The 20,831-nt window shown below is 68.8% G+C and carries 19 protein-coding genes and 3 pseudogenes; 14 read left to right on the top strand and 8 right to left on the bottom strand.

All coding sequences use genetic code 11. The features are described from left to right. Window positions 1-359: 359 nt before the first annotated feature. Window positions 360-1,073, top strand: a complete 714-nt coding sequence (locus OG272_RS43350; RefSeq protein ID WP_328508094.1) for an IclR family transcriptional regulator — start codon at window positions 360-362, stop codon at window positions 1,071-1,073. A gap of 221 nt (window positions 1,074-1,294) precedes the next feature. Here OG272_RS43350 and OG272_RS43345 read toward each other — a convergent pair whose 3' ends face one another. After that, entirely contained in the window at window positions 1,295-2,182 is an 888-nt protein-coding gene (locus OG272_RS43345) for a LysR family transcriptional regulator (RefSeq protein WP_326574260.1), read from the bottom strand. An 82-nt stretch (window positions 2,183-2,264) separates the two neighbouring features. On the opposite strand from OG272_RS43345, the gene OG272_RS43340 reads away from it, so the two are divergent. Genes OG272_RS43340 through OG272_RS43330 form a run of 3 tightly spaced genes read left to right on the top strand, consistent with a single transcriptional unit; the run spans window position 2,265 to window position 4,836 of the window. Continuing rightward, window positions 2,265-3,467 (top strand): thiolase family protein, encoded by a 1,203-nt coding sequence (locus tag OG272_RS43340; protein ID WP_328505453.1) that lies wholly within the window; start codon window positions 2,265-2,267, stop codon window positions 3,465-3,467. Then, window positions 3,464-4,135 carry a 3-oxoacid CoA-transferase subunit A gene (locus OG272_RS43335; RefSeq protein WP_328505454.1) on the top strand — a complete coding sequence of 224 codons (672 nt, stop codon included), beginning with the start codon at window positions 3,464-3,466 and terminating at the stop codon, window positions 4,133-4,135. The genes OG272_RS43340 and OG272_RS43335 overlap by 4 nt, the downstream gene beginning before the upstream one ends. A 56-nt stretch (window positions 4,136-4,191) precedes the next feature. Then, complete coding sequence (locus OG272_RS43330) at window positions 4,192-4,836, top strand: 3-oxoacid CoA-transferase subunit B (protein WP_328224787.1); 645 nt, start codon at window positions 4,192-4,194, stop codon at window positions 4,834-4,836. A gap of 60 nt (window positions 4,837-4,896) precedes the next feature. Here OG272_RS43330 and OG272_RS43325 read toward each other — a convergent pair whose 3' ends face one another. Further along, window positions 4,897-5,190: a hypothetical protein gene (locus tag OG272_RS43325; protein WP_327726577.1), complete on the bottom strand. Its 294-nt coding sequence runs from the start codon at window positions 5,188-5,190 to the stop codon at window positions 4,897-4,899. 268 nt (window positions 5,191-5,458) lie between these two features. On the opposite strand from OG272_RS43325, the gene OG272_RS43320 reads away from it, so the two are divergent. From OG272_RS43320 to OG272_RS43310, 3 genes are all read left to right on the top strand, one after another. Beyond that, entirely contained in the window at window positions 5,459-6,079 is a 621-nt protein-coding gene (locus OG272_RS43320; RefSeq protein WP_405895834.1) for an SMI1/KNR4 family protein, read from the top strand. Between the two features lie 345 nt (window positions 6,080-6,424). Further along, on the top strand, window positions 6,425-6,613 hold the full coding sequence (locus OG272_RS43315; protein WP_405895833.1) for a hypothetical protein: 189 nt from the start codon (window positions 6,425-6,427) through the stop codon (window positions 6,611-6,613). Between the two features lie 5 nt (window positions 6,614-6,618). Then, window positions 6,619-6,837 carry an HAD-IA family hydrolase gene (locus tag OG272_RS43310; protein ID WP_327726579.1) on the top strand — a complete coding sequence of 73 codons (219 nt, stop codon included), beginning with the start codon at window positions 6,619-6,621 and terminating at the stop codon, window positions 6,835-6,837. A gap of 266 nt (window positions 6,838-7,103) precedes the next feature. Here the strand turns inward: OG272_RS43310 and OG272_RS43305 are convergent, their stop codons facing one another. Further along, a complete protein-coding gene (locus tag OG272_RS43305; protein WP_327726580.1) occupies window positions 7,104-8,000 on the bottom strand; it encodes a helix-turn-helix transcriptional regulator in 897 nt (298 codons plus the stop codon). Window positions 8,001-8,675: 675 nt separating this feature from the next. On the opposite strand from OG272_RS43305, the gene OG272_RS43300 reads away from it, so the two are divergent. From OG272_RS43300 to OG272_RS43290, 3 genes are read left to right on the top strand one after another with little or no spacing between them, the layout of a single operon-like run. Further along, the gene (locus OG272_RS43300) at window positions 8,676-9,437 is read left to right on the top strand and encodes a nuclear transport factor 2 family protein (RefSeq protein WP_327726582.1); all 762 of its coding nucleotides are present in this window, start codon (window positions 8,676-8,678) and stop codon (window positions 9,435-9,437) included. Window positions 9,438-9,489: 52 nt separating this feature from the next. Next, window positions 9,490-9,762, top strand: coding sequence for a hypothetical protein (locus tag OG272_RS43295; RefSeq protein ID WP_327726583.1), 273 nt, complete (start codon window positions 9,490-9,492; stop codon window positions 9,760-9,762). Then, window positions 9,759-10,685: a sugar phosphate isomerase/epimerase gene (locus tag OG272_RS43290; protein WP_328224521.1), complete on the top strand. Its 927-nt coding sequence runs from the start codon at window positions 9,759-9,761 to the stop codon at window positions 10,683-10,685. The genes OG272_RS43295 and OG272_RS43290 overlap by 4 nt, the downstream gene beginning before the upstream one ends. 141 nt (window positions 10,686-10,826) lie before the next feature. Here OG272_RS43290 and OG272_RS43285 read toward each other — a convergent pair. The 4 genes and pseudogenes from OG272_RS43285 to OG272_RS43270 all read right to left on the bottom strand — a co-directional run. Continuing rightward, window positions 10,827-11,060: pseudogene (locus OG272_RS43285) on the bottom strand (transposase); the annotation flags it as partial. A 32-nt stretch (window positions 11,061-11,092) separates the two neighbouring features. Next, a pseudogene (locus OG272_RS43280) lies at window positions 11,093-11,992 on the bottom strand (IS3 family transposase); the annotation flags it as partial. Window positions 11,993-12,006: 14 nt separating this feature from the next. Then, a complete protein-coding gene (locus tag OG272_RS43275; protein ID WP_326584620.1) occupies window positions 12,007-12,294 on the bottom strand; it encodes a transposase in 288 nt (95 codons plus the stop codon). 432 nt (window positions 12,295-12,726) lie between these two features. Next, entirely contained in the window at window positions 12,727-12,891 is a 165-nt protein-coding gene (locus OG272_RS43270; protein WP_405896150.1) for a hypothetical protein, read from the bottom strand. A gap of 352 nt (window positions 12,892-13,243) precedes the next feature. On the opposite strand from OG272_RS43270, the pseudogene OG272_RS43265 reads away from it, so the two are divergent. From OG272_RS43265 to OG272_RS43250, 4 genes and pseudogenes are all read left to right on the top strand, one after another. Continuing rightward, window positions 13,244-13,326, top strand: a pseudogene (locus OG272_RS43265) (IS5/IS1182 family transposase); the annotation flags it as partial. 182 nt (window positions 13,327-13,508) lie between these two features. After that, window positions 13,509-15,272, top strand: a complete 1,764-nt coding sequence (locus OG272_RS43260; protein ID WP_405895832.1) for an FAD-dependent oxidoreductase — start codon at window positions 13,509-13,511, stop codon at window positions 15,270-15,272. Between the two features lie 171 nt (window positions 15,273-15,443). After that, the gene (locus tag OG272_RS43255; RefSeq protein WP_326574299.1) at window positions 15,444-16,565 is read left to right on the top strand and encodes a peptidoglycan bridge formation glycyltransferase FemA/FemB family protein; all 1,122 of its coding nucleotides are present in this window, start codon (window positions 15,444-15,446) and stop codon (window positions 16,563-16,565) included. 596 nt (window positions 16,566-17,161) lie between these two features. Further along, entirely contained in the window at window positions 17,162-17,554 is a 393-nt protein-coding gene (locus OG272_RS43250) for a VOC family protein (protein ID WP_326574300.1), read from the top strand. A gap of 210 nt (window positions 17,555-17,764) precedes the next feature. Here OG272_RS43250 and katG read toward each other — a convergent pair whose 3' ends face one another. Continuing rightward, the gene (katG, locus tag OG272_RS43245; RefSeq protein WP_405895831.1) at window positions 17,765-19,954 is read right to left on the bottom strand and encodes a catalase/peroxidase HPI; all 2,190 of its coding nucleotides are present in this window, start codon (window positions 19,952-19,954) and stop codon (window positions 17,765-17,767) included. Between the last annotated feature and the right edge of the window lie 877 nt (window positions 19,955-20,831).

The raw sequence follows: 20,831 nt of genomic DNA, 5'->3' as shown, positions 1-20,831 counted from the left end.
AGGGGCCGCGTCCGGCTCGTCATCGGGCAGGACCGCTCGTCCCCGTCCGGAGCCCGGTCGGTCGGCGGGACCCGGCCGGAACATCACGTCGCGAGGGAGGCAGCCGACTCCGTCCGAAGTCCCGTTCCGGTCCGCCGTCCACGTCCCGCCCATCCCATGAGGGCCTCAGGGCCCGGGACAGAGATTGGGGCACCGACCCCCCGACGGTCAGTACGATGTCCGGTGAATGGACACTCTCCTGCGCGCACATACGTCCGCGAGCCAGGAGGAGGGACGGGCGGCAACCCCGTCACCGTGGGTGAGAGGAGCCGGAAACGGCCAACAGCAGCGACCGCGGCCGCACGGTCACCTCGCGAGCCCTGGCGATCCTGGGCGCGTTCACGCCGGAACACCCGGAGCTGACACTCGCCCAGGTGTGCCGGCTCACCGGCCTCCGCCACGCCACGGCCCATCGGCTGGTCGGAGAACTGACGGCGTGGGGAGCCCTGGAGCGCGTCGCCGGCGGCGCCTACGTCATCGGCCTGCGCCTGTGGGAGCTGGGCGCCCTCAACCCCCGTGGACTGCCGCTGCGGGTCCGGGCGATGCCCGTCATGGAGGACCTGCACGCCGCCACGCAGCAGCACGTGCAACTGGCCGTCCTCGACGGCACCGACGCCCTGGTCGTCGAAAGGATCTCCGCGACCGGAGCGGTTCCGGTGGTCTCCGGGGTCGGCGGCCGACTCCCCCTGCACGCGTCCGCCGTCGGCCAGGTACTGCTGGCCCACGCGGGCGCGGAGCTGTTCACCGAGGTCGTACGGGACGGTCTGGCCCGCTTCACGCCCAGGACCGTCACCGACCCGGCCGCACTGCGGGTGGCGTTGGCGGAATGCCGGCGGACCGGCGCCGCCGTCGTGCGCGAGGAGATGAGCCCGGACGCCTACTCGGTGGCGGCGCCGGTCACCGACTCGAAAGGCCGTGTGGTCGCGGCCCTGTCCGTGGTGGGCGCCGACGCCCGCACCCATCTGCTGGTGCCCGCGGTCGTACTGGCCGGCCGGGGCATCTCCCGGGGCCTGGGGTCCGGCGACGGGACATAGGAACCCCTGACGGGCCCACCTGACCACCCGGACCCGAAAAATGCACCCGCTTCCGGTTTCTTCGGGAGTACGCCGAGCCGATTCCCAGGCTGCGTTCGCCTGCACCCCCAGGCTGCGTTCGCCTGCGCCACCCCCAGGCTGCGCAAGCCGCGCTGCCGCCGCTCGGATCACGAAACGATCCGAGTCGCCCGGGGCTCTGCCGCCCCGTTCCGGGGCATGGCTCAGTGCCTCACGGATGCCTCGATGACCGCTGCGACCTGGTCGGCCGCCGGTGAATTCCGGCCCGCCAGGCGTGCCAGGCCCAGGTCGACGGTTTCGTTCTCGACGAGCGGCAGGTAGGTCACGCCGTCGACGCGGAGACTCTGTACCGACTCCGGAACCAGGGCGACGCCGTGACCCGCGGCGACGAACACGACCATCGTCGCCGTCTCGCCGACCTCGACCAGAGCGGAGGGCTCGAAGCCGGCACGGGCGCACGCTGCGAGAACCCGGCCGTGCATGGAGGAGCGGTCGCGCGACGGGTGGACGACGATCGCCTCGTCGGCGAGTGCCGCGAGGGCGATGTCGTGGCGGCCCGCCAGGGGGTGAGCGGTGGGCAGGACAGCCACCAGCCGTTCGGACCGGAGGGTGGTGACCTCCACGGCGGCGTCCACCGGAGTGCCGGTTCGCAACAGGGCGAGGTCGTAGGTGCCCTGGAGCAGGCCTTCGACCAGTTCCGGATTGAGCAGCTCACCGCGGAGTTCCAGGGACACGCCGGGCAGCTGTGCCCGGACCGTACGGGCGATCCGCGGAAGGACGTCGTACGTGGCGGTTCCGACGAACCCGATGGACACGCGGCCGACCCGCCCGGCGGCGAGCAGTGCCATCTGATCCTCCGCCCGCTCCACCTCGGTCAGGATCGACCGCGCGTGAGGCACCAGATGGCGGCCCGCCTCGGTGAGCTCCACCCTCCGTGTGGACCGGGTGAAGAGCGGCGTCCCGAGCTGTCGCTCCAACTGCTTGAGCTGTTGGGAGAGCGCCGACTGGGCCACGTGCAGGCGCTGGGCGGCACGGCCGAAGTGGCATTCCTCGACGAGAGCGAGGAAGTAACGGACATGCCGGAGTTCCATGACCACATCTTATCTCGAAGACTGATCAATCAAGCGGAACTGAATATTGGACGAGATCAATCCCGGAACCTACGGTGAGCCCATGGTTGAAAGCTTCGTATACACCGCGGTGAGAACACCGTTCGGGCGGTTCGGTGGAGCGCTCGCCGGAGTCCGGCCCGACGACCTGGCCGCTGTCGCCGTCTCGGGAACCCTGGCCCAGGCACCGTCCCTGGACCCCGCGCTGATCGGCGACGTCGTCTGGGGCAACGCCAACGGCGCGGGCGAGGACAACCGGAACGTCGGCCGGATGGCGGTCCTGCTGGCGGGGCTGCCGACCTCGGTGCCTGCCACGACCGTCAACCGGTTGTGCGGCTCCTCGCTCGACGCGGCGATCATCGCTTCGCGTGCCGTCGAGAGCGGCGACGCCGACATCGTCCTCACGGGCGGGGTGGAGTCGATGACGCGTGCGCCGTGGGTCCTGCCGAAGCCGTCACGCGCCTTCCCCGCCGGCGACGTGACCGCCGTGTCGACCACGCTGGGGTGGCGGCTGGTCAACGAGCGCATGCCGAAGGAATGGACCGTCTCCCTGGGCGAGGCGAACGAGCAGTTGGCCGAGCGGTTCGCCGTCCCCCGGGGCAGGCAGGACGAGTTCGCCGCGCGATCGCACCAGCTCGCGAACGAAGCCTGGAACTCGGGGTTCTACGACGACCTGGTGGTTCCCGTCGCGCCGGACGGCGAGGTCCTTCTCTCCCGCGACGAGGGCATCCGGCCCGGATCCACGCCGCAGAAGCTGTCCGGCCTCAAGCCGGCGTTCCGGCCCGGCGGCGTCATCACCGCCGGCAACGCCTCACCGCTGAACGACGGCGCGTCCGCCGTACTGATCGGCTCGGAGGAGGCGTCGTCGCGCATCGGCCTCGCACCGCTGGCCCGCATCGCGGGCCGCGGGGTATCCGCGCTGGAACCGCAGATGTTCGGGTTCGCGCCGGTCGAGGCGGCCGATCGGGCACTGAAACGGGCGGGGATCTCCTGGTCGGACGTGTCGGCGGTCGAACTCAACGAAGCGTTCGCCGTTCAGTCGCTGGCCTGCGTGGACGCCTGGAAGATCGATCCGGCCATCGTGAACAGCAAGGGCGGTGCGATCGCGATCGGCCATCCGCTCGGCGCCTCCGGCGGCCGGCTCATCGGCACGCTCGCGGCGCGGTTGCGCGAGTCGGGGCAGCGGTGGGGCGTCGCCGCGATCTGTATCGGTGTCGGACAGGCCCTCGCGGTCGTCCTGGAGAACGTGACGGAGCGGGCCCGATGACTGTTCAGGTGTGTGCGGATGCCGACGAGGCCGTGGCCGGGATCAGGGACGGCTCGACCGTGCTGGTCGGAGGGTTCGGCATGGCCGGTATGCCGGTCGAGTTGATCGACGCGCTCATCCGGCAGGGCGCGACCGATCTGACCGTGGTGTCGAACAACGCCGGCAACGGAGACACGGGGCTGGCCGCGCTGTTGGACAAGGGGCGGGTACGCAGGATCGTGTGCTCCTTTCCCCGCCAGTCCGACTCGTGGGTCTTCGACCGTCTCTACCGGGCGGGACGGATCGAACTCGAGGTGGTGCCACAGGGCACCCTCGCCGAACGGATGCGCGCGGCAGGCGCCGGCATCGGTGCCTTCTTCTCGCCGACGGGCGCCGGTACGCCCTTGGCGGAGGGGAAGGAGACCCGCGAGATAGAGGGCCGCACTCACGTCCTGGAGTACCCCATCAAGGGCGACGTCGCGTTGATCGGCGCCCACCGGGCCGACCGGATGGGCAACCTCGTCTACCGCAAAACGGCCCGCAACTTCGGTCCGGTCATGGCCACCGCCGCGACGACGGTCGTGGCACAGGTCCGCGACATCGTCGAGGTCGGTGCGATCGACCCCGAGACCGTCGTGACGCCGAGCATCTACGTCGACCGTGTCGTGCAGACGGGAGTGGGCGCGTGAACCCGATCGCTTCGCTGGTGGAGCACCTCGACCGAGGGCCGCTGGGCAAGGACGAGATGGCCGCCATGGTGGCCCGCGACATTCCGCACGGCTCCTACGTCAACCTGGGCATCGGCCAGCCCACGCTGGTCGCCGACCACCTCCCCGAGGGATCGGGGGTGGTGCTGCACACCGAGAACGGCATGCTCAACATGGGCCCCGCGGCCGAGTCCGGCCAAGCGGATCCCGATCTCACCAACGCGGGGAAGATCCCGGTCACCGAGCTACCCGGAGCGGCCTACTTCCATCACGCGGACTCCTTCGCGATGATGCGCGGCGGCCACCTCGACATCTGCGTGCTCGGTGCCTTCCAGGTCTCGGCTGTCGGCGACCTGGCCAACTGGCACACCGGCGCGCCCGACGCGATCCCGGCTGTCGGCGGAGCGATGGACCTCGCGATCGGCGCCAAGAAGGTGTTCGTCATGATGACCCTCTTCGCGAAGGACGGCGCACCCAAACTGGTACGGGAATGCGGTTACCCGCTGACCGGGCTGGGGTGCGTCGACCGTGTCTACACCGACCTCGCGACGTTCCGTGTCGGCCCCGAAGGCACCACCGTGCTCGAAACCTTCGGCATCACCTACGACGACCTCGCGGCACGCCTCGACGTACCCCTCGCACCGGCCGACGGCGCCAGCACTCCGCCGCTCGCTCCCTCATGACGCCTCAACCAGCAGGCCCGTACTGCATCCCGGACACCATCGACGTCCCAGGAGCCTGAATCAAACCTGACACTGCTCGTTGCAGAGGCCGTCGTCGGTGCGCGGCCACTCGCAGCAACCGCTGAAAGAATGCTCGGCTTTGTCTCGATCGACGAACTCCGTGACGATGCGGCCGTCCTCGATACGCCGGACCCCTACCTGCTTGCTGAAGTCGATTTTCAGTATGTCGACCTCCAGCCTTCTGCACTTCACCGCATATCTGTCAGCGGCCTCAGGGTATTTGGCGAACAGTTTGTCGACTTCCTCGAAGAAGTCAGGGTCGCGCTCGGGCCCACAGGCAGGCTTGGTGTTCATGATCACGCTCCCCGGCGTGGAGTGCTTGGAGCCCCTGAACCATGGTCTCTCAGCCTTGAACCCGGTGCCACCGAGACCAAGAACGTCACCCGTTCAACCGTGCATGGTCGCGGCCTTGGGAAACTCCGTACGTCCTTTGGCGCCGGCCATGGCGGAGGCCGGGTGAACCAGGCGGCGGAGCCGAGACTGGAGGGTTCTCCAGAAATCCGGAGGTGTCTCCTTCGGACGGGCCCGTAGAGTGGCCGCGGACGAGAGAAGAGATCCTCCGATGGACTCCCGTATATCGCGCATACGCTCCAAGCTGGCGAAGGTCCCGTACCAGGTGCGGCGCAGCCACTCGATGGGCGCCGAGCGTCACGCGTTTCGCGTTGGCCCGCGCATCAGTTCCGCGCGGGCGGACGTCTTCGAGGGCGAACACCACATCGAACTGCCGTCGGCCTACCGAAAGTTCCTTGTCGAGCTCGGGGGCAGCGGTGCCGGCCCCTTCTACGGTCTGCTTCCGCAGGCGGAGTGCAGGCTGTACACCATGGACCGGCAACCGCCGGACGGCACCCCGCGGGGATTCCATCACGTGGACCACCCGGAGGCGCTGCAAGGAGACCTGTTCCTCCACATCATCGAGATGGGCTGTACCGACCTGTGCCTCATCGGCGTGACCGGCCCCCTCACCGGCCGCGTGCTCACCGGGAACGCGGACGGCTTCTGGCCCCCGAACGTCTCCTCGGCCCAGGACTTCCTCTCCTGGTACGAACGCTGGCTGGACCACATGCGGGACGGCAAGGACAACGACGCTCTGGGGCTCATCTCCCCGGCGATCGTCGCAAGCGCCCCCTGGGGCCCCCGGGCCAGGGCCCGGAAAACTCTGTGGCCGCAAGCCGCAGAGTGTTGAGGCGACGGGACGCGAACCCGAGATCCTCGCAGCGCCCTTGTCCCATGAGACATGGCGAAGCCTGGAGAAGGACGGCCACCGGACCGTGCTGCGGCGGACCGAGGACGGGGTCCGGCCGCAGTCACGGACCGGCCGCGCAGTCCCGTGCGGTGTCCAGCCCCCCGCCCCGCGAGGTTGCTTGCCGACCGCCACCCCGCGACAGCCATGCCGTCCTCGCCCGGACAGACTCGCCCTGGCTCCTTCCTGGAGGCCGGCCCGGCCGCCCGACCAGTGCATGGGCCATGGGCCATGGGCGAACGGCTCCGCAAACTCCGCATCCGGCTCGGGGAACGCCGCTCGACCGCGATGTTACTGCTCACCACCGAGCTGCCCGCCGCTGCCCGCGCCCGCGCCCTCGGCATCGACATCGACATCACCGTCACCGTCGCCGTCGCCGTCGCCGTCGCCGTCGCCGTCAAAGGGCAGCGCACCGCCGCCGGAGACTGGGGCATCTACGCAGACGAGATCAGCCGCCGATCAACGGCGCAGGAGTGAAGGACATGCCACAACTCGCCTACGACGCCGTGCTCTGCGACATCGACGCCGAGCGCCTCGGAACACAGGCCGACCGCTGCCTGTTCGTCGACGACACCGCAGACAACGTCGTTGCGGCCCGCGCAGCGGGGATGACCGCCCTCCACTACCGCCGCCTCGACGATCTCCGCCGGGCGCTCTCACCGCGGCTCAACACGCCGGGCTCCCAGGCGGATCGGTCCTGAACCGCAGACGGCGACAGCGCCCCCGTCCTGCCGCCCGCGAAACGCGACACCGTGCTGCGCCGTCCAGGCCGGTCATGAGGCAACTACCCCAGGACCAGTCGCCGTTATGAGCCGAACTCGCCCGCGCGCAGTCTCAGGTCACGGAGCACCTGAGTATCAGGTGCTCGTCCAGGGCGCCTTGTATGCCGGTTTCCGTTCTTGCAGCGGCAGGCGTGGGTCAGCAGCGCATCGGTGTCGAGAGCTGCGAGCACGGCCGGACAGATGTCTCACCCCGGGGTGTGCCCGCGGACCGTTTCGCGGAAGGTGATCGGGGTCTGGCCGGTGCGCTGGCGGAAGTACTTGCTGAAGTGGGTGGCGCTGGAGAAGCCGAGGCGGTCGGCGATTCGGGCGGCTGCCTGATCGCTGTGGGCCAGGAGGCGCTTGGCTTCGAGGACGACACGGCGGTCGATGAACTCCTTGGCGCCCAGGCCGGCTGAGGCGAGGGTGGCGCGTGCAAGGGTGCGGGCCGAGTAGCCGAGCGCTTCGGCGTAGTCCTCGACCCGGCGGGTGCGGGCGAAGTCCTTTTCCACCGCGTCACGGAAGCGGAGGTAGGTGGCGTCGGGTTCGGGGGCGGCGCTGCCGACAGGCGCGGTGAGGTGGGCCAGTCGCAGGACGAGAACGGCCAGCAGGTGGCGCAGGGCCGCGGTGTGAATCTCCAGGGGCAGGCGTCCGAGGGCGTGGAACTCCGCGGCGAGATGGTCGGCGGCCAGTCGCAGGGCTTGGGCGTCCGCGGACGGGGGCCTGCGCAGGATCGGCGCGTGCGGGTCTTCTACGTGGGCGCCGGCCGTGGTGGCCGGGTCGAGGAAGTCCTGGCGGAACAGGATCAGGGTGCCGTCGGCGTGGGTGGGGTCGCCCCACTGCTGAACCTGGCCGGGGCGAACCCACAGCCATGAGCCGGGTTCGAGGGCATAGGCGGTGAAGTCGACCGTGTGCCAGAGGGTTCCGCCCGTGAGGGTGACCAGGTGGTGGAAGTCCGGGCGCTGGGGGGCCGTGAGCCGCTCGTCGGGTACGCGGTGGCGCAGCTCGGTGAGGGACAGCACCTCGACCCCGGCAGGGGTGCCGGCGGGCGCCGCGAAGGAGACCTCCGGGATCCCTCGATCGACATCATGTCGGTTTTTGACCATCACCAGTCACCATCGTATCCGATTCAACCTGTTCAACCACTCTAGCTTGGAGCTGTCAGCCCATCCGGCATCAATCGTTGTCGGAAAGCGGTAAGAGCCTGGTCAGAGAGGAGGGCATGTGATGCCTACGGCGGAACGGGCCTCCCTGACGTACGTCTTCGACGCGTACTGCGCCTGGTACTACGGCTTCGGCCCCACCCTGCGGGCCTTCGCCGAGCACAACGCTCACCGCATCCGGCTCACTGTCGTGTCGGCCGGCCCCTACACCGGTGCCCGGGCGCTGCCGGTGGCGGCCTATCCGCACCTGTCGGCCGAACGCGGCACCGTCACGCGCCTGACCGGGGTCGCCTCGGCACGGGCTACGACCGCGCCCTGGCGCGGGGAACGACCGTGCTCGACTCCGCCGCCGCGGCGGCGGGGCCGGCCGCGCTGCGCGACCAGCCCGGCATCAGCGAACTGGACGCGGCCGAGGCCATGCAGCGGGCGTGGTCCATCGAAGGCCGCAGCCTGTCCGACACCGAGGTCTACCGGGACACAGCCGGCGAGTTCGGGCCTGGACTTCCCGACCTCCGCCCTCGACCAGCGGCTGACCACGACCATCCCTCACGTCCCCATCCCTCACGTCCCCATCCCTCAAGTCCCCATCCACGACCTGCCCTTGCGAGGAGAACCGTCATGAGCAACGCCAAGAACACCGTCCTGAGCGCAGCCGGCGAACTGTTCGGCCAGAAGGACCCGAGCGCGGTGGACCGCTGGGTCGCCGCCGACTACACCCAGCACAGCACCCTGGCCGCCGACGGCCCCGAGGCCCTGCGCCGGCTTGTCGCCGGTCTGCCGGAGGGCTTCCGCTACGAGGGCGCCCGGGTGATCGCCGACGGCGACCTGGTCGCCCTGCACGGCACTTACCACGGCTTCGGGCCCGACCCGCTGATCGCCTTCGACGTCTTCCGCGTCGACTCCGACGGCAGGCTCGCCGAGCACTGGGACGCCCTGACCCCGCTGGTCACCGACACCGCTTCCGGACGCTCGCAGACCGACGGCCCCACCGAGGTCACCGCGCCCCAGGAGGCCGAGGCCAACCGGGCCCTGGTCGCCGAGTTCGCGCAGAAGGTCCTGGTCGGCGCCGACTACTCGGTGCTCACCGACTACATCTCCACCGAGACGTACCACCAGCACAACCCGGAGGCCGCCGACGGCCTCGACGGCTTCGGCGCGGCTGCCGCGAAGTGGGGCGAGCAGGGCAAGAACCTCGTCTACCAGACCGTCCACAAGGTCATCGCCGAGGGCGAGTTCGTCCTGCTCCAGTCCGAGGGCGAGTTCGGCGTCCCCGTCGCGTACTACGACCTCTTCCGCGTCCAGGGCGGCAAGATCGTCGAGCACTGGGACATCATCACCCCGATCCCGGCCGAGCTGCCCCACGCCAACGGCCTGTTCTGAGTGGGCGGTTCGTGCACCAAGGCCGCACACCGCCCGCAAGGAAAGAAGCGCGATGAGTGAGTTCACCTACGCCGGGAAGTCCTTCATCTTCCACGTCGACAACGGGGTCGTCTTCCGCAACACCTACGCGGCCGACGGCACCACCCTCCGCTACGCGACTCTGGAAGGCCCGGCCAAGGGCGCCGAGGCACGCGGCATGGAGGTCGTAGGAGACGTACTCCGGGACGAGGCGCTGGCCGTGTTCCGCAACTACCGCAAGGCCGTCGACTCGGCCGACGGCATCGTCGTCTACAACGCCCGTGGCGGTGCCGAACGACAGCCGTGACACCGCGTTTCGCCACCGACGTGGTCACCTTCTACCACCCGGACTTCTGGGGGCTCACCTCCGCCGACGCCGTACGCGACTGGGCGTCGGCGAACCCCGAAGACTTCTGGGACCGGGTGATGGAAGCGCTCACCGAGGCCGGTGTGACGGGTATCGAGCTGACCTTCGCACCAGGCGACATCGAGTCCGCCCTGCGGGCGTTCGGCAGCGCGCCCGCCTTCCGGCGCGAGCTGGCGGGCCGGGGCCTGTCCGTCGTCAGCGCGTTCACCGCGGACAGCGACGCCCCCGACTGGCGCCGCGGCGACAACCTGCCCGCGATCGTCGCCGACACCGAACGGCGCGTGGCCTTCCTCGCCGAGGTCGGGGCGGACCTTCTCGTCGCCGGACTGCCCATGCGTACGACGTTCGGGACGCGCCCGCCCTTCTTCGTCGACGCCGCGTACATGACCCGCATGGCCGACATCGCGCACATGGTCGGCGAGGCCGTCAGCCGACAGGGCGTGCGGCTCGCCTTCCACACGGAGTCCAACAGCACGCTCTGGTACGAGCGCGACATCGACCTGTTCATGGCCCTGACCGACCCGCGCTACGTCTGGCTGTGCCCCGACTCCTGCCACATCGCCCTCGGCGGCGGCGACCCCGTCGCCGTGGCACGCCGTCACGCGCCACGCATCACCCTGGTGCACTGGAAGGACGCGGTAAAGCCCATCGACGTCGAACTCACCATCGACGAAACGGTCTTTGCCCAGCAGCAGCCCTACATGACCGAACTCGGCACGGGCATCGTCGACTGGAAAGGATGGGCCGACGCGATGTCCCGAACACCCGGCGCCGGCACGATACTCATCGAACTGGACGAGGCGGCCGATCCCGTCGCCGCGCTCAGGGCGGGTACGGCTGTGGCGAGGAAGGCCCTCGCGTGATCGACTTCTCCGCCTGCATCGAGCTGATGTTCCTCGAAGGCGACCGGCCGCTCGACGACCGGGCACGCGCCGCGGCCGACTCCGGGTTCCGCGCGGTGGAGATCTGGGACTGGTGGGACAAGGACCTGCCCCGGCTCACAACCCCCGCTTGGCCTGCACATGAGAGGCATCGATGGTGGCGCGCGAGAAGTCGAGACGGTCCGCCGCCCGTAGCCCGTCCAGCAGCACCCGCTGGAGTGCCTCCCATACCCCGGCCTCCTGCCACTCGGCCAGCCACCGCCAGCAGGTAGGACCGGAACCGAACCCCAACTCCTGCGGCAGGAACTCCCACTGGACACCTGTGTAGAGGACGAACAGCACACCCTGGAGCGTCTTGAAGTTCCCCCCGGGCCCTGGACAGCGGGTGTTTACGCTGCGGGGGTGAGGTCTTGCCTGAGCAAGGTTCTCGTTTCGAGTGGGGTGACGTACCCATGCTCGGGGTGTCTGCGGAGTCGGCTGCGGTTGTACTCGATCTCGATGTAGCGGAAGACGTCGGCCCGGGCGGCCTCGCGGGTCTCCCAGACGGTGGTTCCGATCTCCGCTTTCAGGACGGCGAACCAGCTTTCCGCAGCAGCGTTATCGTAACAAGAGCCGACACGTCCCATCGACTGTCGCATGCGCAACTTGCGTATCTCGGTGCGGAATTCATCACTCGTGTATTCGCTGCCGCGGTCGGTGTGCATGATGCAGCCGTCCTCCAGACCACCGCGTCCGGCCGCCATCCGCAGGGCGGCGACCGGCAGCTCGGCGCGGTGGTGGTCGGCCATCGCCCAGCCGATCACCTCCCGCGTCGCGAGATCAATGCAGGTCGCCAGATACAACTTCCCTTCCCGTGTGACGAGTTCGGTCATGTCACCGACCAGCCGCATCCCGGGACGGGGGGCGGTGAAGTCCCGGCCGATCAGGTCGGCGGCGAACACCGCCCGCCTGGCCTGCCTGGTCAGGCCCCGACGCCGGCGGCGGGTGATCCCGACGATCCGGTACTTGCGCATCAGCCGCTCGACCCTCTTCGGGTTCACCGCCCGCCCGGCCCGCCGCAGGGCGGCGTGGATCCGCGGGGCCCCGTAGGCGCCGCGCGATCCGGCGTGGAGCACCCGGATCTCGTCCACCAGGCGTTCCTCCTCGCGCCGCGCGACCCGGCGCGCTGACGCGGCCGCCCGGTGCGCGTAGTAGGTAGAGCGCGGCACTCCGAGCGCACGGCACAGCAGCGCGACGCTGTGACCTGCGTGATTGTCGTCCGATGTCTTCTCCGCGTCGATGAAGCGGCACCGCGTGGCGGTGTCTACCTCATCTTGTCCTGCGCGAAGAAGGCGGTCGCTTTTCCCAGGATGTCGACCGTCTTCTCCAGCTCGCGGACCTTACGCCGCAGCTGGGCGAGTTCTTCCCGCTCGGCGCTGGTCAGAGTCCCGGCGGGCCCCTCGCCCCGGTCGGCCTTGGCCTGCTTCACCCAGCCACGCAGACCCTCCGGGCTCACCCCCAGGTCCCGGGCGACCTCGGTGACCGTCTTGTCCGACGACAGCGCCAGCGCGACGGCGTCGCGTTTGAACTCGGCCGTGTACCGCTTGCTCATGTTGCTCTTCTTGCTCACTACCTGTGACTGCTTCCTCCGGGACCTTCCGTCCCAGTATCAGGCTGTCCAGGTCAAGGGGGGAGCTTCACACCCCACAAAAGACGGGATCACGTACATCTCCACCGTGCCACAACACGATCTTTCTGCAAGGACCCCTTAATGGCTGCGCACCCGGCAGACCCGCGGCCAGCAGGTTGATCACGACACGGCAGTGCGCGGCCACCCCCGGAGCGGGAGCGCGCCGGACAGACCCTGGTCCATCAGCGGCGAAAACGGCTTTCGGTCACCGCCGGCGCGGTGTCCTCACAGCCACCGTGTCAGTTGTACGGGCACCGCGTCCCGGATTTACTCCACAGTCAGATCAGGCTCGACGGGCGCGACGATGTCCACGATGGTGCCGCAGGGGGTCAGTGAGGACCCGGTCGGGCTGGGTCACGTCTCTGGCCGCGGGACGATCCGGGCCCGCTTGGGGCGGAACGACCCGACGCTGGTGTCGGCGTCGCCGACTGCCCGCTTCGGCTTGGCAGTCGAGGAGGCCGACGCTACTGGCTCGATGAGGTCGTCCATCGAGCAGTCCAGGATGTCCAGCAAGGCCATGAGAACTTTCAGGCTCAGTCGCTCGGGTCGCTCAGTCACCAGCCGGTAGACCTGGCTGGAGGACAAGTCGATGCCGCGTTCGGCCAGCGGAGGTTGCAGGGGCGGTGGACGGCGCGCAGCGTCACTTCGGCAGCCTGCTCGAAGCGGTCCGCGACGTCCTCGCTTTCGTGACCGGCCCCCGCCCCTCACGGGCCGGAGGGATCAGCCGCGGTGGACGGATCTCGAGGTGGCCGATGTGATCACGGTGTCGGAGCCGTCTTGGACAGTCCCGTTCTCCGGGCGGTCGCCGACAACGTCGTCGAGTTCGTCGCGCGCGGGGTGGCGACGGATCCCGGATCGGGCGGCGTGCTGTCTGCCGCCTACCGACCGGGTACTGATGGTGGCTGTCTACTACCGGACCTGACCATGCGGCAGCTCGCGCCGCTGTTCGGGGTCTGCCTGCCACTGCGTGCCGGGTGATCCAGCGACCAGGAATACCTTCGCCGCACGCCGTTCGCGTGGCGTCGTGGTGATGCGGCATCAAGCCAAAGTGATCCCCGCGCCGTCGGTCGCCTTCCGAGATCGGTGCGTCGCTCCTATCCTCGTGCGCCAACGGTTACCGAAGGTAAGGGGTGGGGATGAGCGGCACCACACGCAGAGGGTTCCTCAGTGCGGCCGCGGTCGCCGGCGGCGGAGTCGCCCTCGGAACGCCTCAGCAGGCCGCGGCCCGGAGCGGCGCCACCCCACACACCGTGGCCGTACTGGGCGGGGGCGTCGCCGGGCTCACGGCGGCGCACGAACTCGCCGAACGCGGCTTCCGGGTCACGGTCTACGAACGCAAGGCCCTGGGCGGCAAGGCCCGCAGCATGGACGTGCCGGACAGCAGCACGGGCGGGCGCGATCCTCTGCCCGGAGAGCACGGCTTCCGCTTCATCCCGGGGATCTATCACAACCTGCCCGACACCATGCGGCGCATCCCCTTCCCCGGCAACCCCAACGGCGTCCACGACAACCTCGTCGCCCCCAAGGAGATGCTGTTCGCCCGCTCGGGCGGCCGCGAGGACATCCGGATCCCGCTTCCCTGGCCCGACAGCACCCCGGCCGAACTCACCCCCGACGAAATCCGCCGGGCCCTCACCTCCGTCCTGGACACCGCCTTCAACCTCCCCCTCCACGAGGCCCTCTACTTCGCCAACCGCCTCCTGGTCTTCCTCACCAGCTGCGACGAACGCCGCGACGACACCTGGGAGCAGACGCCGTGGTGGGAGTTCGTACGGGCCGGGCGGATGTCGTACGACTACCAACGGATCCTCGCCGTCGGTATCACCCGCAACATCGTGGCCACCAAGGCGGAGGAGGCCAGCACCCGTACGGTCGGCACGCTACTGGAGGCGTTCGCCTTCAACCTCCTGGGGCGGGGCGCGGACGGACCGCTGGACCGGATCCTCAACGCGCCCACCAACGAGGCCTGGATCGACCCCTGGGTGACCTATCTGACGTCACTCGGGGTCGAGTTCCACATCGGCTGGACCGTACGGGACCTGACCCTGGACGCGGGCCGGGTCGCCGGGGCCGTCGTGGAGGATCCGGAAGGTGCCCGCCGGACCGTCACCGCCGACCACTACATCTCGGCCATGCCGGTCGAGCACGCCCGCCGCACCTGGAACTCCGCCGTGCGCGCCGCCGATCCTCAACTGGCCGCGTGCGACCGGCTGGAGACGGACTGGATGACCGGCATTCAGTTCTATCTGACCGAACGTACGCCGATCCTGCACGGCCATCTCGACCTCATCGACTCACCCTGGTCGCTCACCGCGATCGCCCAGGCCCAGCACTGGCCGGGCCACGACTTCCCCGCCGACTTCGGTGACGGGACGGTCGCGGACTGCCTGTCCGTCGACGTCTCCGAGTGGGACCGGCCGGGCATCCTGTACGGCAAGACGGCCAAGCAGTGCACCCGCGCCGAAGTCGCCCGCGAGGTGTGGGCGCAGTTGAAGGCGGCGCTCAACGACAGCGGCCGTACGGTCCTGAAGGACTCCGTGCTGCACTCCTGGTTCCTCGATCCGGCCGTGACCGGACTCGGTACTCCGAACCCGGCCAACGAGGAACAGTTGCTGATCCACCCGACGGGGACCTTTCACCACCGTCCGCGGTCGGCCACGAAGATCCCCAACCTCTTCCTGTCCGGCGACTATGTGGCCGTGCCCATCGACCTGGCCACCATGGAAGGCGCCAACACCTCGGCCCGGCAGGCAGTCAACGCCCTGCTGGACGAGATCGGTTCGGCCGCCGAACGATGCACCATCACCCCGCTGTACCGGGCCCCCGAGTTCGAGGCACTCAAACGCCACGACCGCACCCGTTACCTCCTCCGCCTGCCGAATCTCTTCGACGTCGGTTGACATCTCCGCATGGTGATGAGGCATCGGGTTCGCGACACGCGCGATGAGCATGATCTGTGATCTTGCTGGCGGCCTGTTCCCGCTTCGCGCACGACGACAGCGGGTGTGTGAAGGACCTGGACGTGCCGTATGCCTCAGTAGGCTTGTGCGTCGAGCAAAGGAGCCCTGCGCATGAGCTTTCGCCTGAAGGCGATCACCCGCGAGGATCATCTGACATTCGTGCGGGCCCGGCCTGCGGTGAGTCACATGCAGGTTCCTTCGTGGGGCGACGTGAAGCCGGACTGGCGGGCGGAGAGCCTGGGCTGGTTCGACGAGAGCGACCGTCTCGTCGGCGTGGGACTGGTGCTGCTGCGGCCGTTGCCGAAGCTGAAGCGGTACCTCGCCTACTTGCCCGAGGGGCCGGTCATCGACTGGGCTGCGCCGGATCTTCAGCGGTGGCTTGAGCCGATGCTGGCGTACTTGAAGGAGCAGGGGGCGTTCTCGGTGAAGATGGGGCCGCCCGTGGTGGCCCGCCGCTGGAGTGCCGAGGCGGTCAAGGCCGCGATCGCCGACCCGCGGGCGGGGCGGCTGCGGGACGTGGAGGCGACCGTGCACGAGCCGCGGGCCCTCGACCTCGCCGACCGGCTGCGCCGGATGGGCTGGCAGCGGACAGAGCCCGGCGGCGAGGACGGCTTCGCCGCGGGACAGCCGCGCTACGTCTTCCAAGTGCCGTTCGCCGGGCGGTCGTTGGAGGAGGTCCAGCAGGGTCTCAACCAGCAGTGGCGCCGCAACATCAAGAAGGCGGAGAAGACCGGCGTCAAGGTCGTCCAGGGCGACTACGAGGACCTGCCCGCCTTCTACGGCGTCTACGTGGAGACCGCCGAGCGGGACCGGTTCCTTCCCCGCCCGCTGGCCTACTTCCAGCGGATGTGGACCGCGTTGACAGCTGAGGACCCGGACCGCATGCGCCTCTACCTCGCCCACCACGAGGGCGAGGTGCTCGCGGCGGCCACGATGCTGATGGTCGGCGAGCACGTCTGGTACTCCTACGGCGCCTCCACCAGTCGCAAGCGCGAGGTCCAGCCGAACAACGCCATTCAGTGGCGGATGATGAGCGACGCCCACGCGCTCGGCGCCGGTGTCTACGACTTCCGGGGCATCACCGACACCCTGGAAGAGAGCAACCACCTGCTGGGACTGTTGCGGTTCAAGGTCGGCACCGGCGGCGAGGCCGTCGAATACCTCGGTGAGTGGGACTTCCCGCTCAACAAGGTGCTGCACAAGGCCCTCGCCCTCTACATGTCCCGCCGCTGACACCGGGGCCGCCTCGTGCCGATCGTCGACGCCGATGCGGTGAGCGGTGAGCGGTGAGCGGTGAGCGGTGAGCGGTGAGCGGTGAGCGGTGAGCGTGGAACGCCGACTGCGGGCGGGTGAGTCGGCCTGTCGGTCGTGCGGGGTGGCACTCGCGTGGACAGGGCGACCCAGTCCGGCCCCGCTGTCGTCGGGTCAGCCGAAGACGAGCGCCTCCTGGGCGAAGTCGGCCGGCACCGGGCCCTGATGGGGTCGCCAACGGCGTAGAGACACCTCTGACTCGGAGGGGAGGCGATCGGACCCAGGACGCGGCCGGAGAAGATCCACCGTCCCCTTCCAGGCCGATGCGCTGACCTGCGGCGGGGTGCGGGCCCGGCTCGGCGCGGCTTGCGATTTCAGCGTCGGTCTGTGCGGGGCCGATGGTGATCGGCTCCGGTGACTGTCCGTCTGCGGAGCACAGGCGGCGGCCGGCCATCGCTTCGTGAGGGTGAAGGGCGCACGACCATCCGGGTGTCGACCGCGCGGCGTGCTGTTGACCGTGGTGCGTGTGGTGTGCCCTGAGAGCTTGTGACGGCTCACCCGTGAAGGAGACACACGGCATGTTCGGACAGTCGCAGGCGTTCAGCGGCTTCGCGGTCGACGACCTTGGCGAGGCCCGCCGGTTCTACGGTGAGACCCTCGGTCTCCAGGTGGAGGAGACCGGGCAGGGGGACATGGGGATGCTGACCCTCACACTCGGCAGCGGCGCGCGCGTCTTCGTCTACCCGAAGGAGACGCACGTCCCCGCAACGTTCACGATTCTCAACTTTCCTGTGGACGACATCGAGGCCGCCGTCGATGAACTGGAGCGGCGCGGTGTGAACCTTGAGCGCTATCCCGGATTCGACCATGACGGGAAGGGCGTCGTCCGGGTCGGTGACGGCGGTCCTGCGGCGATCGCCTGGTTCACCGACCCCGCCGGGAACGTTCTCTCCGTGCTCCAGGAGCACTGACGATCGGGGCCCCGTGCGGCATTGCTCGGATGTCGCTCTCCGGCTGCCGGAACAAGGTCGGATACCCCACGGTGCCGCAGAGCCGCTGTGGTGCGAGTGGAGCCCCGGACGGCGGGCACGCGTGCTGTGGGTGGAGCGCGCGTGCCCGCCGTGGAAGCGTTGCGGGAGCTCTGAGCGATCGGCGTCACCGCCCCGGCCGGGACATCGGATTCAGGAGAGGTCGAACCGATCGAGGTTCATCACCTTGTCCCACGCGGCCACGAAGTCACGTACGAACTTGTCTCCCGCGTCCTGGGACGCGTAGACCTCCGAGACGGCTCGGAGCTGGGAGTGTGAGCCGAAGATGAGGTCGACCGCGGTGGCGGTCCACTTGAGCTCGCCTGTGGCGCGATCCCGGCCTTCGAACACGTTCTCGTCCGAAGTCGACGTCTTCCACTCCGTGCCCATGTCGAGCAGATTGACGAAGAAGTCGTTGGTCAGTGCCGCCAGCCGGTGAGTGAAGGCGCCGTGCGAGGATCGCTTGTAGCCGGTTTTCAGCACCCGCATGCCGCCGATCAGCACCGTCATCTCGGGGGCGGTCAGCGTCAACAGGTTGGCGCGGTCCAGCAGGAGCGTCTCCGGCGACAGCTTCTCTCCCGCGCGGACGTAGTTCCGGAATCCGTCGGCCCTGGGTTCGAGCACGGCGAACGACTCCACGTCGGTCTGTTCCTGCGAGGCGTCCGTACGCCCCGGTGCGAACGGGACGGTGATGTCGTGACCGGCGTTCCTCGCGGCTTGCTCGACGGCCGCGCACCCGCCCAGGACGATCAGGTCGGCGAGCGAGACCCTCGTGCCGGCGGCATGTGAGAGGTTGAAGTCCTGCTGGATCTGCTCCAGCCTCTGCAGCACCTCCGCCACCTCGGGCAGGTGGTTGACCTCCCAGTCCCGTTGCGGCGCGAGGCGAATCCGTGCCCCGTTGGCCCCGCCGCGCTTGTCGGTGCCGCGGAAACTCGCCGCGGACGCCCAAGCGGTGGTGACCAGTTGGGAGACGGACAGTCCCGAGGCGACGATCCTGCTCTTGAGAGCAGCGATGTCCTGGTCCGTGACGAGTTCGTGATCGACCTCGGGGACGGGGTCCTGCCACAGCTGCGGCTCGGGAACCCACGGGCCGAGGTAGCCCGTGACGGGCCCCATGTCGCGGTGCAACAGCTTGTACCACGCCTTGGCGAAGGCCACCGCGAGCTTGTCCGGATTCTCGTGGAAGCTCTTCGAGATCGGGCCGTAGACCGGATCCAGCTTCAGCGCGAGGTCCGTCGTCAGCATCATGGGAGCGTGCCTCCTCGACGGATCGTGAGCGTCGGGCACCGTGCCCTTGGCCGAAGGATCCGTGGGGGTCCACTGCTTGGCACCGGCGGCACTCGTCGTCAGCTCCCATTCGTATCCGAACAGGTTGTCCAGGTACCCGTTGTCCCACCTGGTCGGCTCGGAGGTCCATGCGCCCTCGAGCCCACTGGTGAGCGCGTCGGCTCCCTTGCCGCTGCCGTACGTGTTCCGCCAGCCGAGACCCTGCTGCTCGACGGGTGCGGCCTCGGGTTCCGGACCGATGTACGCGGGGTCCACCGCACCATGACACTTGCCGAACGTGTGGCCGCCGACGATGAGTGCGACCGTCTCCTCGTCGTTCATCGCCATGCGCCCGAATGTCTCGCGAATGTCCCGGGCGGCGGCCATCGGATCCGGATTGCCGTTGGGCCCCTCCGGATTGACGTAGATCAGTCCCATCTGCACGGCACCGAAGGGAGCGGAGAGTTCCCTGTCGCCGCTGTAGCGCTCATCTCCGAGCCAGATGTCCTCGGACCCCCAGAAGATCTCCTCGGGTTCCCAGATGTCCTCTCGCCCGAATCCGAACCCGAACGTCCTGAACCCCATCGATTCCATGGCACAGTTACCGGCGAAAACCAGAAGGTCGGCCCAGGAGATCTTCTGTCCGTACTTCTGCTTGACCGGCCACAGCAAACGGCGCGCCTTGTCGAGGCTCGCGTTGTCCGGCCAACTGTTGAGGGGGGCGAAGCGCTGAGCGCCGCTGCCGCCACCGCCCCGACCGTCGGCGACGCGGTACGTGCCCGCGGCGTGCCAACTCATCCGGATGAAGAGCGGCCCGTAGTGGCCGTAGTCGGCAGGCCACCATTCCTGTGACGTCGTCATCACCTCGAAGACGTCCTGCTTCAGTGCGTCGAGGTCGAGGGTCGCGAACTCTCTCGCGTAGTCGAAGTCCTCGTCCATCGGATTGGAGCGGGACGAGTGTTGGTGGAGAATTTGAAGGTCCAGCTGATTCGGCCACCAGTCCCGGTTCGTCCTGGGCCGAGTCGCCGTGGGGGTCGGGGAGGCGATTGCCGGGTTCTCGCTTTCGCTGCCGGACACGTCGTCCTTCTTTCTGTCTCGGTGATTCCACGCACCATGCCGATGAATGTGATGTCGGCGTCCGTATGGTCGCGCACCGCAGACGGCACCGCTACGAAACACGCAGAGCACCCCCGCATGACAAACGTGCGAGCAGAGGATTCTTCGCTGCCTGGAATTCGATTTCCAGGCGACGGGGCCGGGGCGCCTGCCCTGACGCTCGTGGAGCGGACGGCGCGGCACACCGCTGAGTTCGGCCATGCAGCCGGGGTCTTGCTCACGGCGGACTTGTGACCGTAGCCACCCCGGGTGGCCGACCTTACGTCGACGCTGCCCGGAGCCATCGCGGCTCGCACGGCCGAGCGCCGACGCGGACGCGGACTCGACCGACCCGAAGCTGCCACTTACCCCGCAGGCGACACAGCCGCGGAAGGAACCTCGCACCTTCACCTGACGGCACGTCAACAACGACCCGGGTGCGGCAGGCCATCGAGTGGTACGCGCACAGACACGGCACCGTCGACGGCTACCTACTGCGCCCCTGTACCGTCTGGCGAGCCGTCCATTTCGGCGGTTGGGGCCCAAGCCTCCTTCGACCCCGCGCAGCGAAGCAACCGCAATCAGTAGCACTCCTGGCCATGACGACTACAGGACATTCTTGATGACGTCCTCGTTCGTCCCCAACGTGGACGGTCTCGGCGACCGAAAGTCTGTAAGAAGCGGAGCATCACACACTCCTGCTGAACTGGTTCCGGACCGCGCGCCCCTGGGGCGGCGGTGGAAACTTCTACTTCGGCGTGGGCGGGGTCTGGCATGCCGATGAACGAGCCGGTCCGCGGTAGGCCGAATACCGCGCCCCGAACATCAACTTCACTGACCACCCAGACACCACAGAGTC

Source organism: Streptomyces sp. NBC_00104, from assembly GCF_045160825.1.
Classification (GTDB): domain Bacteria; phylum Actinomycetota; class Actinomycetes; order Streptomycetales; family Streptomycetaceae; genus Streptomyces.
This window is presented reverse-complemented; position numbering and strand designations above follow the sequence as displayed.